Source organism: Micromonospora sp. NPDC047756 (assembly GCF_055587245.1).
This window is the reverse complement of sequence record NZ_JBVJGQ010000003.1, coordinates 510,971-526,372: the sequence shown is the minus strand read 5'-3', so window position 1 is coordinate 526,372 and position 15,402 is coordinate 510,971. Positions and strand designations below refer to the sequence as shown.

At 71.1% G+C, this 15,402-nt stretch carries 14 protein-coding genes; 5 read left to right on the top strand and 9 right to left on the bottom strand.

Going from position 1 to position 15,402, the window contains the following annotated elements; genetic code table 11:
• Window positions 1–84: 84 nt before the first annotated feature.
• Window positions 85–840, bottom strand: coding sequence for a hypothetical protein (locus ACZ6NZ_RS11765; protein ID WP_465858081.1), 756 nt, complete (start codon window positions 838–840; stop codon window positions 85–87).
• Window positions 841–1,188: 348 nt separating this feature from the next.
• On the opposite strand from ACZ6NZ_RS11765, the gene argS reads away from it, so the two are divergent.
• Window positions 1,189–2,907 (top strand): arginine--tRNA ligase, encoded by a 1,719-nt coding sequence (argS, locus tag ACZ6NZ_RS11760; RefSeq protein ID WP_465858079.1) that lies wholly within the window; start codon window positions 1,189–1,191, stop codon window positions 2,905–2,907.
• A 21-nt stretch (window positions 2,908–2,928) separates the two neighbouring features.
• Here the strand turns inward: argS and ACZ6NZ_RS11755 are convergent, their stop codons facing one another.
• From ACZ6NZ_RS11755 to ACZ6NZ_RS11745, 3 genes are all read right to left on the bottom strand, one after another.
• Complete coding sequence (locus tag ACZ6NZ_RS11755) at window positions 2,929–3,270, bottom strand: ArsR/SmtB family transcription factor (RefSeq protein ID WP_238686609.1); 342 nt, start codon at window positions 3,268–3,270, stop codon at window positions 2,929–2,931.
• Window positions 3,271–3,459: 189 nt separating this feature from the next.
• Window positions 3,460–4,653, bottom strand: coding sequence for an endo-1,4-beta-xylanase (locus tag ACZ6NZ_RS11750; RefSeq protein WP_465858077.1), 1,194 nt, complete (start codon window positions 4,651–4,653; stop codon window positions 3,460–3,462).
• Between the two features lie 348 nt (window positions 4,654–5,001).
• The gene (locus ACZ6NZ_RS11745; protein ID WP_465858075.1) at window positions 5,002–5,832 is read right to left on the bottom strand and encodes a PIG-L family deacetylase; all 831 of its coding nucleotides are present in this window, start codon (window positions 5,830–5,832) and stop codon (window positions 5,002–5,004) included.
• Between the two features lie 191 nt (window positions 5,833–6,023).
• On the opposite strand from ACZ6NZ_RS11745, the gene ACZ6NZ_RS11740 reads away from it, so the two are divergent.
• Window positions 6,024–6,929 (top strand): alpha/beta fold hydrolase, encoded by a 906-nt coding sequence (locus ACZ6NZ_RS11740; RefSeq protein ID WP_465858073.1) that lies wholly within the window; start codon window positions 6,024–6,026, stop codon window positions 6,927–6,929.
• A 6-nt stretch (window positions 6,930–6,935) separates the two neighbouring features.
• On the opposite strand, the gene prfH is transcribed toward ACZ6NZ_RS11740, so the two are convergent.
• Entirely contained in the window at window positions 6,936–7,550 is a 615-nt protein-coding gene (prfH, locus tag ACZ6NZ_RS11735; RefSeq protein ID WP_465858071.1) for a peptide chain release factor H, read from the bottom strand.
• Window positions 7,547–8,731, bottom strand: a complete 1,185-nt coding sequence (locus ACZ6NZ_RS11730) for an RNA ligase RtcB family protein (RefSeq protein WP_465858069.1) — start codon at window positions 8,729–8,731, stop codon at window positions 7,547–7,549. The genes prfH and ACZ6NZ_RS11730 overlap by 4 nt, the downstream gene beginning before the upstream one ends.
• Window positions 8,732–8,904: 173 nt before the next feature.
• Between ACZ6NZ_RS11730 and ACZ6NZ_RS11725 the strand changes: the two genes are divergently transcribed.
• Window positions 8,905–9,435 carry an AAA family ATPase gene (locus ACZ6NZ_RS11725; protein WP_465858067.1) on the top strand — a complete coding sequence of 177 codons (531 nt, stop codon included), beginning with the start codon at window positions 8,905–8,907 and terminating at the stop codon, window positions 9,433–9,435.
• 21 nt (window positions 9,436–9,456) lie between these two features.
• Here ACZ6NZ_RS11725 and ACZ6NZ_RS11720 read toward each other — a convergent pair whose 3' ends face one another.
• Window positions 9,457–10,095, bottom strand: coding sequence for a class I SAM-dependent methyltransferase (locus tag ACZ6NZ_RS11720; RefSeq protein WP_465858065.1), 639 nt, complete (start codon window positions 10,093–10,095; stop codon window positions 9,457–9,459).
• A 95-nt stretch (window positions 10,096–10,190) separates the two neighbouring features.
• Here ACZ6NZ_RS11720 and ACZ6NZ_RS11715 point away from each other — a divergent pair, with 95 nt between their 5' ends.
• A complete protein-coding gene (locus ACZ6NZ_RS11715) occupies window positions 10,191–10,970 on the top strand; it encodes an SDR family oxidoreductase (protein ID WP_465858063.1) in 780 nt (259 codons plus the stop codon).
• A 9-nt stretch (window positions 10,971–10,979) separates the two neighbouring features.
• On the opposite strand, the gene ACZ6NZ_RS11710 is transcribed toward ACZ6NZ_RS11715, so the two are convergent.
• Both ACZ6NZ_RS11710 and ACZ6NZ_RS11705 read right to left on the bottom strand, forming a co-directional pair.
• Window positions 10,980–13,169, bottom strand: a complete 2,190-nt coding sequence (locus ACZ6NZ_RS11710) for a hypothetical protein (protein WP_465858061.1) — start codon at window positions 13,167–13,169, stop codon at window positions 10,980–10,982.
• A gap of 184 nt (window positions 13,170–13,353) precedes the next feature.
• Complete coding sequence (locus ACZ6NZ_RS11705) at window positions 13,354–14,325, bottom strand: AraC family transcriptional regulator (RefSeq protein WP_465858059.1); 972 nt, start codon at window positions 14,323–14,325, stop codon at window positions 13,354–13,356.
• A gap of 84 nt (window positions 14,326–14,409) precedes the next feature.
• On the opposite strand from ACZ6NZ_RS11705, the gene ACZ6NZ_RS11700 reads away from it, so the two are divergent.
• Window positions 14,410–15,378: an SDR family NAD(P)-dependent oxidoreductase gene (locus ACZ6NZ_RS11700; protein ID WP_465858057.1), complete on the top strand. Its 969-nt coding sequence runs from the start codon at window positions 14,410–14,412 to the stop codon at window positions 15,376–15,378.
• Window positions 15,379–15,402: the final 24 nt, after the last annotated feature.

The following is a 15,402-nucleotide window of genomic DNA, read 5'->3' as shown; positions in this document are numbered from 1 at the left end:
TGAGCGCGGCCTGGGTCCAGGTGTCCAAGATCCGACGGAGAACCGGACCGGTCGGAGGAAGCCGTCGTGGCGACGACCGCGCGGTTACCGCTGCCAGGCGTCGATGGTCCGTACGCCGTCCCGCACGACCCGGTCCAGGATGGCGGGGTTGCCGCTGGTGCCCCCCCACCCTTCGTCGTCGAAGACCGTGACCGTGCTGTCGACGCGGGCCACGGCGATCTGGCTGGACGCGGTGCCGCCGGTGCGCTCGCCGTTCAGGCTCGTCTCGGGCCAGGTCCGGGTCAGCAGCAGCGCCTCGTTCCCGACGCCGGGCAGAACCTGGCTCTTGACGGTGACGCGGTTCCCCGACTGGTCGTACGAGGGGCACGCCTGCACGGCGGTGCGCAGCCGGCTCAGGTAACCGGGGGCGCCGTCACCGTCGAAGGTGAAGATGGTCTGGTGGATCATCCCCTGCGGCACGTTGCTGGCGGGCTCGCCGGCCTTCCGGTAGGTGACAGTCATCGCGGCGCTCGCGGTGACCTGCCGGCCGCCGGTGCCGAACTCGTTGCCGCACAGCCCCGGCAGCGCCTCCTCGACCGGCGTCGTCCGTCGCGGGGACTTCCGCAGTTCGCCGGGCAACTCGACGAAGGCGGAGGTCGGGATCGTCACCGGGGTGCTCGCGCTCGGCGATGGCGGTTCTGTCGTGGGCACTGACGTCGACGCGGTGGCCGGTGCCGCGGTCGCCGGGGCGGAGCCGGACGGATCCTCGGTGGCGGTGCAGGCAGCGGCCAGCGCGACGGTGCCGAGCAGCGCCAGCGCGCGTCGCGTACGGGCCATCGGTAGTTGTGCGTGTCGCCTCATGATCACCCCTCGTCGGTCCTGAGGCAGTTCCCTGCGCCGAGTCGACCGAAACGACCAGGCGACGCCCCGGGCGTCGGCCGAACCACGGGAATTCGTCTGTCGTCGGGTCGGCCGGGCCGCTAGGCTGCCCCGCATGACCAGCGTGATCGCCCAGTGCACCGGACTGTCGTGTGACGTCCAGGTCGGTGCGGGGCGACGCCGGCGATCCGTCGCCCGCCCGCGCTGACCTGTTACCTGCGACCGGCGGATCGAGCCGCCGGTCGTTCGCTGGTCGTCCTCGGTCCGCCCGAATCTCCCCCCGTCAACGGCTCGCGTGGCAACGCGGGTCCGAGCGAGATCGGCGTACTCATGGATCTTGAGAAGTTGTTGTCCGACCGGCTGGCACCGGCGTTCGCGGCGGTGGCCGGCGGCCCGGTCGACCCGCTCGTGCGGCGGTCTCCGCGCGCGGACTTCCAGTCCGACGCGGCGCTGGCGCTGGCCCGGCGGCTCGGTCGCCCACCGCGCGACATCGCCGCGGCGGTGTTGACGCACGCGGTGCTCGACGACGTCGGGGTGTCGGCGGAGGTCTCCGGGCCGGGCTTTCTCAACCTGACGGTTGCCGACCGGGCCCTGGCCGACCTGGTCGCCGGGCTGGCCGGTGACGCCCGCCTCGGCGTGCCGTCGACGGCGACGCCGCAGAAGGTGGTGGTCGACTACTCGGCGCCCAACGTGGCGAAGGAGATGCACGTCGGGCATCTCCGCTCCACGGTCATCGGCGACGCGGCGGTGCGGCTGCTGGACTGGCTCGGGCACCGGGTGGTGCGGGTCAACCACCTGGGTGACTGGGGCACACCGTTCGGCATGCTGATCGAGCACCTGATCGACCTCGGCGAGGCCGAAGCCGCACAGAACCTGTCGATGGGGGACCTGGACACCTTCTACCGGGCGGCCCGGCTGAAGTTCGACGCCGACGAGGCGTTCCAGGAACGGTCGCGGCTGCGGGTGGTCGCGTTGCAGCGCGGTGACGAGCGGACCCGCCGGTTGTGGCGGCTGCTGGTGACGCAGTCGCAGCGGTACTTCCTGACCGTGTACGACCTGCTCGACGTGACGTTGTCCGAGGCCGACTTCCGGGGCGAGAGCACCTACAACGACCTGCTGGCGGGCGTCGTCGACGACCTGGACCGGCTGGGGCTGCTGCTGCCCAGCGGTGGGGCCGAATGCGTCTTCCCACCCGGGTTCACCGGCCGCGACGGCGAACCGCTGCCGCTGATCGTGCGCAAGAGCGACGGTGGGTACGGCTATCCGGCCACCGACCTGGCCGCGCTGCGGCAGCGGGTCGGCGAGTGGGGCGCGAACCGGCTGCTGTACGTCGTGGGCCTACCGCAGCGGCAGCACTTCGCGATGGTGTTCGCCGTCGCCGAGGCGGCCGGCTGGCTCTGTCCGCCGGCCCGCGCCGAGCACCTCGGCTTCGGGTCCATCCTCGGCACTGATGGGCGGATGCTGCGCAGCCGGGCCGGTGAGTCGGTGAAGCTGGTCGGGTTGTTGGAGGAGGCGGTCGCCCGCGCCACCGAGCTGGCCCGGAGCAGGAACCCGGATCTGGACGCCGGGACCGCCGCCGAGATCGGCCGCGCGGTGGGCGTCGGCGCGGTCAAGTACGCCGACCTGTCCGTCGACCGGACGAAGGACTACGTCCTGGACTGGGAACGGATGTTGGCGCTGGACGGCAACACCGCTCCCTACCTCCAGTACGCGTACGCCCGGATCCGGTCGGTGCTGCGGCGGGCCGGGACCGCCGTACGGCCGGACGCGCCCATCGTGGTGGCGCAGCCGGCGGAGCGGGCGCTCGCGGTCGAGCTGCTCGGCTTCGCCGCCGTGGTCGGCGAGCTGGAGCGGAGTCTCGAGTTTCATCAGCTCGCGGGTTACCTGCACCGACTCGCGACAGCGTTCAACGCGTTCTATGAGCGCTGCCCGGTGTTGCGGGCCACGGACGAGCTGCGGGAGAGCCGGCTGCTGCTGGCCGAGTTGACCGCCCGGACCCTGCGGCAGGGGCTGCACCTGCTGGGCATCCGCACGGTGGAGCGGATGTGACGCGCCGGCCTGCGGGCCCGGTCAGCGGGCCCGCTTCGTCGCCCGCTTCCGGGGCGGCGTCAACAGGTCGGCGATCTGCGCGATCGCGGAGGGCACCAGGCGGTAGTACGCCCAGACCCCGCGCTTGTCGCGTTCGAGGAGGCCGGCCTCGGTGAGGATCCGAAGGTGATGACTCACCGTCGGCTGGGAGAGATTGAGCGCCGCGGTGAGGTCACTCACTGACGCCTCACCTTCCGGCGCGGACTGGATCAGGCTGAGCAACCGGAGTCGCGCCGGATCGGCGAAGGCCTTCAGCACCCCCGCTAGCCGCTCGGCATCGGCCCGCTTGATGGGATCGCCGGTGAGCGGCGAGATCGCAGGCATGGCAGTTTTCGCAGTTCCCACGCCTGCAATAGTGACACCAACACCATCAATAAACCGGCAGATCCGGCACCAGCCCTCCGATGGCGTCCGGATGGCGCGACGGAACCACCGAACGTGAGTCGAACGTCGACGTCCGTGGCGGCACACGGGCCGTGTGGAGCTTCGGGAAGCTCCACACGGCCCTGGGCGTCAGCGGCGGGGTTTGGGTGCGATGCGGGGCAGGACGTACGGCGGCCCGGCGAAGATCAGGTCGGACTTCAACTCCTGGTACGCCCGCTTGGGCTGGTAGTTCTCGTCGTAGATGGTGGCCAGGCCCTCCGGCGGGTCGTCGAACCAGCCGGGCACCCACGAATGATTGTCACTGAAACCCCAGACCGTGTACGACAGGCAGCTCCGCACGGCGAGGCACGCCTTCATCAGCACGCTGAAGTTGGCGGCCGACGCCTGTAGCCGGGGGTTGATCTCCTCGGAGTCGCCCGCCTGGACGCCCTCCGTCAGCCGGCTGCGCACGTCGACCTCGGTGAACGCGGTCGCGACGCCGAGCCCGCTGAACTTCCTCAGCGCGGCGGTCACCTGGAGGGTGTCGAAGTTGCCGTACTGGGTGCCCAGGTGGCCCTGGGAGCCGACTCCGTCGATCGGGACGCCCTGAGCGCGCAGGCTCTTGGTCATGTCGTACACGAACTGGGTCTTGTCGTCCGCCGGGTTGCCCGAGCCGAACGCCTCGATGTTGTAGTCGTTGTAGAACAGCAGGGCCTTCGGGTCGGCGGCGCGCGCCCAGCGGAACGCGTCGGCGATGTAGCCGGGCCCGAGGTTCTGCGCCCAGAAGCCCTTGTAGTGCAGGGTCGACGGAGTGTCCCACGGGTCGCTGACCGCCTCGTTGACCACGTCCCACTGCCAGATCTTGCCCTTGTAGCGGTTGACGACGGTGGTGATGTGCTTGCGCAACAGCTCGCGCAACTCCTGCTTGCTGATGGAGCCGTCGGCGACGCCGCTGGTCAACCAGGCGGGCAGCTGGTTGTGCCAGACCAGCACGTGACCGCGCACGCTCTGCCGGTTGCGCTTGGCGAAGTCGACGAACTCGTCGGCTGGCCCCCAGTTGTAGGTGCCTCGGGTCGGCTCCAGGCTCTCCCACTTCATCACGTTCTCGGCGGTGACCGAGGCGAACTCGGAGGAGGCCAGTCTGCGGTACTGCGGGTCGTCGGCGTCGTTGAGTGCATCCATGTTCACCGCGGTGCCGACGTGCAGACCGTGGCGCAGGCCGAGAGTGCCGAGGCTCTGCGTTGTGGGGTCGTACGGTCGACTCGCGGTCGCCGGCACCGTGTTCAGCGTGGCGATGGTCGCGACGGCGACCAGGCCGACGCTCGACCACTGTCTCAACTTCATGTGCCTGCCCTTCCCGATGATCAATAGATAGATGTCGATCTAGGAGGTGAGGGTCCGGTCGTGCTCGGATGGAGACGCGAGATGGCTGGGTGACGCCGGTAGTTCCGGTCGGAAACCGGAAACTTGCTCGAAACGTTAAGCCGATCGATGTCTGGGCGTCAACGCTGAAAACTTCCGGAAATTCATCACATGACCTGCCCGGCGCGGCGTGGCCAGCCAGCGAAACTTTCGGCGACCGGAGGCCGTGGTTCGGCGACCGGTTCGGGTGGCGAGGACGTTCGCGACGCACGCCACGGGACGTCGTCGCCCCGGTGGCCGACGATGTCCGGTGGCGCTATCGAGAGGTGATCAGCGCAGACCGGCGAAGAGGTCGTCCTCGGGGGTCGGCGCGCCCGTTTGGTCCCGCACCCGCAAGAAGGTCTCCACGCCCATCAGCTCGGTGAACCGCTCCTGGCCCAGTTGCAGGAAGAAGATGTTCTCGGTCTGACTGGCGTGCGTGGCCAGCGCGTCGAACTTCTGCGCGCCGTACTTGCTGGTGTCGACCCAGGTGGTGATCTCGTCGTCGGGCAGACCGAGCTGCGGCCCCGGCTCCGACTCCGCGTCCGGCTCGGCCCACTCGACGCCGAGCTCCTTCATGATCCGACCGAACTCCGCGAACGCCGTACGCGGCACGGTGGTCCAGTAGACCTTCGCCGGGATGTCCGTCTGCTCGACAGCGGCCATGGTGATCCGATGCGCCTGGATGTGGTCCGGGTGGCCGTAGAAACCGTTCTCGTCGTACGTGACGATCACGTCCGGCCGATACTGCCGGATCAGCTCCGCGAGCCGGGCCGCCGCCTCCGCCACCGGCGTGATCCAGAACGCGCCGGGCTGGTCGTTCGTCGGCCAGCCCATCATCCCCGAGTCGGCGTAGCCGAGGGTCTCCAGATGGGTGACCTTCAACGTCGCGCAGCTGGCCTCCAGCTCGGCCTGGCGCATCGCCACCACGGCGGCCGGGTCGTGCCCCTCCTCGCCCGGCTTGACCCCACCGGGGCCGTCGCCACATCGCCCGTCGGTGCAGGTCACGAGCACCGTCGTCACCCCTTCGGCGGCATAGCGGGCAAGGACGCCGCCGGTGCTCGTCGCCTCGTCGTCGGGGTGGGCGTGCACCGCCATCAGGGTCAGAGGTCGCTCAGCCATGCCATCACCCTACGGTCCTGCGGCTACCGGCCCCCGACCTCCACCGGGAACATCCGCGGGAGCGGGGCATCGTACCCATTCCGGGACCCGTCGAGCTGTCCTTGTCTGAACGGTGATCAGGCCCCGGACAGGTCGCTAGATTCGGGCGTGATCAGCACATCCGAGCAGGTCCGGACGCGGGGAGAAAGTCGATGGCAAAGGCCGCTGGCGGGTTCACCGACCTGCGACAGATCGACGCCGGAGTCCTGAACGTCGGTTACGTGGACGCCGGTCCGCCCGACGGCGACGCGGTGATCCTTCTGCACGGCTGGCCCTACGACATCCACAGCTTCACCGACGTCGTACCGCTGCTCACCGCAGCCGGTCAGCGGGTCGTCGTCCCCTACCTGCGGGGCTACGGCACGACCCGGTTCCTCTCCGACGACACGATGCGAAACGGCGAACCGGCCGCCATGGGGCTCGACCTCATCGCCCTGATGGACGCCCTGAACATCGACACCGCGAAGCTCGCCGGGTTCGACTGGGGCGCGCGGACCGCCGATGTCGTCGCCGCGCTGTGGCCCGAACGCTGCCGGGGGCTGGTCTCGGTCAGCGGCTACCTGATCGCCAGCCAGGAGTCCGGTAAGGCGCCGCTGCCGCCGAAGGCGGAATTGGCGTGGTGGTACCAGTACTACTTCGCCACCGAGCGAGGGCGGGAGGGCTACGACAAGAACCGACGCGCCTTCAACAAACTGATCTGGCACACCGCGTCCCCCCAGTGGACGTTCGACGACGCGACGTACGACCGCAGCGCGGCGTCGTTCGACAACCCCGACCACGTCGACATCGTGATCCACAACTATCGGTGGCGGATGGCCCTCGCCGACGGCGAGGCACAGTACGACGACATCGAGAAGCGCCTGGCCACCCAACCGAAGATCAGCGTGCCCAGCATCTCCATGGAAGGCGACGCCAACGGCGCGCCCCACGTCGAGCCCACCGTCTACGCCAAGCAGTTCACCGGCCAGTACGAGCACCGGACCGTCGGCGGCGGTGTCGGGCACAACCTGCCGCAGGAGGCGCCGCAGGCGTTCGCCGACGCCGTGCTGGAGGTCTGAGCGGGCCTAGCCCGTTGGACGTTCCACCCGGACCGGGTCGCCGCGAACCAGCCCGTCGTGGACGCGCCACCGGGCGGTGGTGACGGCACGCCGCGCCGCCTCGTCGTCCTGCTCGATGCGGTGGCGCAGCAGGTCCAGGGCGATCCGGCGGTTGAGGCTGAACTGCCGCTCCTGGTCCACCACGACCACCAGGCCCGAAGGACGGTGCGTCGCGCGTACCGCCGTGCTGGCCTTGTTCCGGTGCTGACCCCCCGGCCCGCCGGTGCGGCAGGCGACGACGTCGACATCCGCCTCGCGAAACGTCGTCGGTTCAGCGTCGCGTTCGGGCGGCTGGGCGGTGACGTACCAGTTCTTCCGGCCGACGCCCACCCGGTACGGGCTCGGGGCCTGCCAGCACAGCGTCCCGGTCCAGGATGCCGCGAACGCCTCGGCGTCGGCACCGCAGATCCGGATCAGCACCGACCGGTGAGTGCCGGCGCGGTCGCCGGGCACCGCCTCGACCTGCTGGATCGTCAGACCCCGGCGGACGCCCTCGTCGCGGAGGCGGTGCAGCAACTGGCTCAGCGCCCAGGCGCACTCCTGCGGCCCACGTCCGGCCGACAACAGCAGGAACGCGGTCATGAGCGGCCTCGCCGGCCGCGGTGGCCCCGCCGCTGCGGGCGTGCGGAGCCGAGGTCCGGCGTCTTGTAGGTGACCACTGGTGTCGTGCTGACCACCGGGGTGGCCAGCCGGTGCTCGACCAGGTCGCCGATCACCTGCTCGATGCGCTTGTACGCCGTGGGCGCCTCCTCGAAGAGCAACTGCCGGTCACCGCACACCACCAACGACCCCACCGGGGTACGGCGCAGCTCCTCGACCGTGTGCTTGGCTCTGCCCCGCCGTAGGGCGTCAGCGCGCGACATCTTGCGACCGGCACCGTGGGCCACGGAGAAGTTGGCGTCCCGTCCGGCGTGCGCGGCTACCAGATAGGACGCCGTTCCCCGGGTACCGGCGATGAGGACGTCGCGCCCGTCACCCGGCGCCGCGCCCTTGCGGTGCAGGTAGACCCCGTCCCGGACCTCGACCAGGTTGTGGCACTCATCGACGATCGGCGCGGTCGGCTCGGCCCCCAACGCGTGCGCCACCCGGGCGGCCAGCACCCGGCGGTTGAGTGAACCCCAGCGCACGGCGTCGTCGTGCCCGCCCAGGTAGGCGGCGGGATCGGGTGCCGCGCCGGCACCGTGGACCTCGGTGTGCGCCCGCAGGATCCGCTCGCCCAGACCACGGGACCCGCTGTGCACGATCAGCACGAGATCGCCCGCATCGAGCCCGAGCCGACCTGCGTGACCCACGTCGAGGACGGTGTCGACGCGGGCCAGCTCCACGAAGTGGTTGCCTCGCCCCACTGTCCCGAGACCGTCCAGGTGACCGGCCGGAACGTCACCGTCGACGGCGGCCCAGGCCGGGTCGTCGGCGTCGCGTACCGGGTCGAGCGCCTGGTCGAGGTCGGGGAACCGGGCGGCGAGCCGTTCCGGCACGGCCCGCTTGAGCTTGATCGGAAACACGGCGATGCCGCAGCCGATGTCGGAGCCCACCAGGAACGGGTACAGCACTGTCGAGGCCATGGCCGCGCCGATGGGCGCACCCTTGCCCGGGTGCAGGTCCGGCATCGCGGCGACGTGCCGCATGCCGTCCAGGGCGGCGACCTGCTGGCACTGTGCGAGCGCATCGGACTCGATCCAGCTCGCGGGAGAGGCGAACACCGTGACGGTGGCCGGGGCGGACGGGGGCAGGGCCTCCCGAGGGAGGTGGTGCTGGGACAAGGATGCTCATCTCTGGCTGTGAACGTGAAGAGCGGACGGCGTCACGGCCCCCGGGAGGCAGCACCGGGAGGCGCGGAGCAAAGGTGGAGTCCGTCAGTACGTCATGGACGCCACTCTGGTCGAGGCGCGTCCGGCACGACAACCGATTTTCCTTCACGACGTACGCTGCCGCGATGAGCGCACCGCGTCGCATCCTGGTCTACGGGGTGTACGGCTCCGGCAAGTCCACCCTCGCGGCGCGACTGGCCGAACACCTCGGACTGCAGTGGTATCCGGTGGACGACCTGCTGTGGCAACCGGGCTGGGTCGAGGTGCCGGTCGCCCAGCAACGCAGCCGGATCGAGGAGATCTGCCGACGGGACCGCTGGATCATCGACGGGGCGTACCACGGTTGGCGGGACGTCCCGATGGCCCGCGCCGACCTGGTCGTCGGTCTCGACTATCCACGGTGGCTGTCGTTCGGGCGGTTGCTCCGCCGTACCGTCCGCCGAGTGGTCACCGGCGAGGTGATCTGCAACGGCAATCGCGAGTCGCTGGGCAGTGTGCTCTCCTCGGACTCGATCCTGGTGTGGCACGTCACCGCGTTCGGCCGGGCCCGACGGCGGATGCGAGCCTGGCAGTCCGACCCGTCCGCGCCGCCCGTGGTGTTACTGCGCTCCCCGGCGGAGCTGGAGGTCTGGCTGGCCGGGCTGCCTCGCCGCTGAGTGGTGCGATCGACGGCGGTGTCAGGCCGGCCGGAGCGCGCGACCGAGGACGCAGGGGGAGGAGGGGCTGTTGCTGGTGGCCGGGAAACGGAACCTGCGCAGCTCCTGCACCTCGAAGCCGGCCGTGCCGATGGCGGCGACGGTGTCGCGGTTGGTGTGGCAGCCGGCGAACAGCTTCGGCCACAGCGTGGCGTCGACGAGTCGTTGGGCGCGGTGCAGACCGCTGGCCCCCTCGGCGGCGACGTGCTCGAAGAACCGCACCTCGCCTCCGGGGCGCAGCACCCGGTTGATCTCGGCCAACGCGCTTGCCTGATCGGGCACGGTACACAACACCAACGCCACCACCGCCGCGTCGAACTCGCCGTCGCCGGCGGGCAGCGCCTCGGCCAGACCGTCGACGACAGTCACCGGAACCGGCGCGGTCGACGCGGCGCGCTCGGCGGCGGCCCGCAGACGCCGCTCCGGTTCGACCGCGTAGACCTGGGTCACGCCCGGCGGATAGTGGGCGAACATCCGCCCGTTGCCCGCGCCGATCTCGATCACCCGGCCGGCGAGGCCGGCGGCCAGGTCCCGCCGGAACGACGCCGTGCCGGCGCGGTCCATGGCGACGCTGAGCCGCTCGTAGACCCGGGCGAACACCGGGTGGGACACCGTGGCCACGTCGACCTCCTGATCTCCGTCGAACCGTTCTCCGGCGATTGTCCTGCATCCGCGCACGCTTTCCGTCTTACTGGGTGGCAGCACGATCCAACCCAGTGCAGACAGGACGTGGTACGACCATGAAGATCGTCGTCATCGGGGGCAGCGGCCTCATCGGTTCCAAGCTCGTGGAGCGCCTCGGCGCCCAGGGCCACGAGGCGGTGCCGGCATCGCCGAAGACCGGCGTCGACACCCTGACCGGCGAAGGGGTGGCCGACGCGCTCACCGGCGCCGAGGTCGTCGTCGACGTGTCGAACTCGCCGTCGTTCGAGAACGCCGCCGTACTGGAATTCTTCGAGACCTCGACCCGGACGCTCCTCGCCGCCGCGTCCGACGCCGGGGTGAGCCACTACGTGGCGCTCTCCATCGTGGGGTGCGACCGGATCCCGGACAGCGGGTACATGCGCGCGAAGGTTGCCCAGGAGAAGCTGATCGTCGCGTCCGGACTCCCGTACTCGGTGGTGCACGCCACCCAGTTCTTCGAGTTCCTCAAGGGCATCATCGACACCGCCACGGACGGCGACACCGTACACCTCGCGCCGGTGCTCATCCAGCCGATGGCCGCGGACGACGTCGCCGCCGCGGTCGCCGAGGTCGCGCTCGGCACGCCGACGAACTCGGTGGTCGAGGTCGCCGGGCCGGAGCAGTTCCGCCTCGACGAACTGGGCCGATCCCTCCTCGCCGACCAGCAGGACCGTCGTTCGGTGGTGGCCGACCCCGACGCCCGGTACTTCGGCGCCAAGCTGGGCGAACGCGACCTCGTTCCGGCCGACGGCGCCCGCCTCGCCGGCACCGCTCTGGACGACTGGCGCACCCGGGCGGGCCGGGGAAACTGAGCCGGCCCGTCACCCCGGCGTTCCGGGCGGGTCGGCCCGTCCACCGAGGCGCCGCACCAACTCCTGTACCACCTCGGTGAACGGTTCGTCGGACTCGCCCGGCCAGTGCCCCTGGATCGGTGGGGCGACGCTGTCCCCGGGGGGTGCCACCACGCCATCGGGGTCACGCTGTCGGCGATCCACTCCGGCGGCCGGGTCGCCCGTGCCGGCCGGGGTGGGTGACGTGCGCGGGGAGAACACCCAGCCGCCGATGGGGTCGGTGTCCCGCCACAGGTTCACCCACCGCCAACCCACCCGCCGGCCGATCTCGTACAGCGCCGCGTCGTCGACGTACGCGGGGAACAGCCGGGCGTAGAGGCGGCGCAGCGGGGATCCGTGAGTCAGCAGTGCGACCCGGTCGCCGACCCGCGGCGGCAGTTGGAGCACCGTGGCGGCCAGCAGAACCGAGCCGTGGCTGTGCCCGGTGAGGAGCACCGCGTCGCCGCGCTCGACGAGGTAGGTGATCCGGCGGGCCAGCTCCGGCACCGCCCGCTCCGAGTAGCACGGCGGTGAGAACGGGTGGGCGGCCCGCGGCCAGAAGGTGCCGAGGTCCCACAGGACGCCGATGTGCCGGCGGTACGGCTCGGTCCGGTACGCGAAGATGCCACCGATGATCAGCCCGAGAATGATCGCCGCGATCACCCAGCTACCGAACGCGATGCCGAACGTGACGGCGTCCGCGGGCAATCCCACGTTCCGCTCGATCACGTCGCTCGGGAACTGCCCCAGCAGGCCGACGGTGGTGGTGGCGGTGGCGAGCCCGGCGAGGCAGCCATACAGCACGGCCAGCGGCACCAGCTTCTCGGTGAAGCGGGCCCGAGCTATCGCGTCCCGGACCTGCCGCAGACGAGGCCCTGCCCCGGCCGGCGGGTTCGGAAAGTCGCGCGCGACGATCGTCGCACCGGCGCGACGACGACCCCGGCGAGAAAGCAGGACGACGAGCCCGGCGACGATCACCGTGACCAGCAACGCCCGTAGGAAGCCGTAGATCGCCCAGGTGTAGGCCCGGGGCGGGCCGGAGGCGATGCCCTCTCCGGTCGGCACGTCGCGGTCCAGGAAGTCCGCCACCCGGTAGACCAGTTCGGCCGAGTACGCCACCGCCATGCTGATCCCGGTGGCGGCGACCACGAGAGGGCCCAACCCGTACAGCGGGGTGGCCCCCCGCTCCCGGCGGCGGTGCCAGAGCAGCACCACGCCCAGGGCGGCCAGCAGCGTCGTCTGAGCCACGAACAGGCCGGCCAGGGTCGGGTCGTAGCCGGGAAGCCCACGCTCCGGCGGCCACGACCGCGAGCTGGTCAGCACGTGTGCCACCACGACCACGGTCAGGACGACGGCAGCGGTCCGGAGGGTGCGGGTGACCCGGTCCAGCCGCTGGTCGCCGGGGGCCCGGTCCATCAGCGGGGGTGTGCAGAGCAGCCCCACGCAGCCCGCCAGGAGCACCCCCGTGACCGCCGTCAGCGCGATCGTGGCCGGCGAGGCGTCACCGGCACCTCGGGCCAGCAGCAGGACGAGATCCAGCGTCGCGAAGGCCGCGGCGATGTGCACGGCCCGCAGCCGACCGACGAGTGGTTCGGCGTCCCACTGGCCGACGGTGCCGAGCCGGGACGCGGAGCTGCCCTGATCCGGTGCCCGAAACGCCTCGAAGGTCCGCCCCGGGCGGCAGCTGACCCGCCAGATCAGGCCGATCGCGGCAACCGGGACCAGCGCGAGCACCGCCAGTTGCAGTCCGACCGGGCGTCCACCCAACCAGGACAACCAGCTCCGTCCGGCCAGGCAGTCCGGCGAGGCCAGGCACTTCCAACCGACGAGGTCCAGGGCGACGCCGGCGATGGCGAGCACGTACAACACGGTGAGGGTGAGCGCCAGCAGCCGGCACAGGGACTTGACCGTCGCCTCGGAACCCGGGTTCGCCGGGCGCATCCAGATCGCGACGTTGACCAGCATGAAGGGGAGGAGGAAGACCACCGCCAGGGTGCGGGCCACGGTCCCGGAGGGCAGGTCACCCCAGCGGTACGCCTCAAGCGTCACCCCGTGTGCGCCGGTGCTCTCCGAATACCGGGGGCGCGGCCGGTAGAACCCGCCGCTGCGGTCACCGGCTACCTGCGCGGTCTGTTGCAGGTCCAGCACCTGTACGGCGCTCGCGCCGGAGACTCCGTGCACGCGTAGCTCCACGACGTCAACGGAGTCGTCCGGCCCGCTCAACCGCGTTGATCCATCCGACGTCCCCCCGAGGCGTCTGGCAGCCCTTGTCCCGTGATCCGGCGCCGACGCCCCACGGCGCCGGGTCGCCGGTGACGGCAGAGCCGGGTCTACCCGATCCGGACGCCCCCAATCTCCGCCGGTACTACCGCCCCGGCAGGGACCGACCGGCGGTCACCGTCGGTTCGGGTACGTCGCTCCGGGCGGTCTTCGCCAGCTCGGTGCGGTAGGCGCGCGGCGACAGGCCGGTGGTGCGCTTGAAGGCCACGCTCAGCGCGCTCTCCGAGCCGTACCCGACGGCCTGGGCGATGGTGGCGACGGTGTCGGAGCTGCGCCGGATGCGGTCGGCCGCGAGTTCTATCCGCCACCCGGTCAGGTACTCCAGCGGGCCCACTCCGACGATCTTCTTGAAGCGGGCCGCCAGCGTCGACCGGGAGACGGTGGCCGCCCGGGCGACCTCGTCGACTGTCCACGGGTGCGCGGGTCGCGCGTGCATCGCGCGTAGCGCGGGAGCGACCACCGGGTCGGTGAGACCGGCCAGCCAGCCGGAGCCGGGTCGCTCGTCACGGGCCAGGTGCAGCCGGAGGATCCGGATCAGCAGGACGAGCGCCAGATGCTCGGCGACGAGGTGGGAGCCGAGTCGCGTCGATCGCAGTTCCGCGTCGATCTCGCCGAGGGCCCACTGGACGGTCCCAGCCTCCGGGGTGTCGGCGGGCACGTGGATGACCGGCGGAAGGTCGTCCAGCAGGAGGCTGCGCGCCCGCCCGCCGAGGGTGAAGGCACCGCCGACGAGGAACACGTCGTCACCGTCGCCGACGCGCGCCACACCGTCGGTGGCGGCGGCGAAGATGGGGTACGCGGGCTGGACCGGCACCTCGGGATCGCTGAAGAGGGTGTAGGCCGCCGGTCGGGTCAGGAGGAAGCAGTCGCCCGTACCGAGGTCGATCGGCTCGGCGTGGCCGTCGACCCGCAGCGAACATCGGCCCCGCCGGACGGCGTTGAACTTGGCTCCGGCCGGGGGGTCGAAACCGACGGCCCACCGTCCGCCTCCGACCAGGCCGGCGGAGACGTGGCTCGTCGCGCCGAGCAGGGCCAGGACATCCTCCAGCGGATCCACCCCCACCTCCTCTGGACGCTCACGAAAGTATGAAGGACTTCAGACTATAGGCAGTCTGAACCGAGCGTTCGTAGCCTGGGTGTCATGACAGCGAATCCACGCCTCACCACCCCGTTCAACGCCCGCACCACCGCCGGCGAGGTCCTCCACGGTGTCGACCTCACCGGACGCCGGATGATCGTCACCGGGGGTGCCTCCGGCATCGGTGTGGAGACGGTGCGCGCGTTGGCCGGGGCCGGCGCCGAGGTGACCATCGCGACCCGGAATCCTCGCGCGGCCGACCGGCTCGCCGAGGAGTTCGCCACCGATGCCACAGCGGGCACGGTCCGGTCGTCCGCCCTCGATCTCTCCGACCTGGCGTCGGTCGACGCCTTCGTCGCAGCCTGGCAGGGCCCGCTCGACGTGCTGGTGGCCAACGCCGGAATCATGGCGATCCCGACCCGCCAGCTGACCGCCGTCGGCTGGGAACTCCAACTCGCGACGAACCACCTCGGCCACTTCGCGCTGGCCCGGGGGCTGCACGGCAGTCTGCGGTCCGCCGAGGCGGCCCGGGTCGTGATGGTCAGCTCCGGTGCGCACCTGGCCGCGCCGTTCGACTTCGACGACCCGCAGTTCGAGCGGCGTCCGTACGACCCGTGGTCGGCCTACGGTCAGTCGAAGACCGCGGAGGTCCTGCTCGCGGTGGGGATCACCCGCCAGTGGGCGAGGGACGGGATCACCGCGAACGCCCTCAACCCCGGGTACATCTTCACCAACCTCCAGCGCCACATCGACGACGACACGATGCGGGCGATGGGCGCGATGGACGAGGCGGGCAACCTCATCGAGGCGGAGTACTACAAGAAACCCGACCAGGGCGCGTCGACCACGGTGCTGCTCGCCGGCTCACCCCTGCTCGACGGGGTCGGCGGTCGGTACTTCGACGACAACCAGGAGGCCGAGGTCGTCCCCGGTGGTCCCGACGCCACCGGCGGAGTCGCCGCCCACGCGGTCGACCCGGCCGCGGCCGACCGGCTCTGGGCGTACGCCGAGAAGACGCTCACCTCACGCTGAGGACGGCCGGGCCGTGCCGGGCGA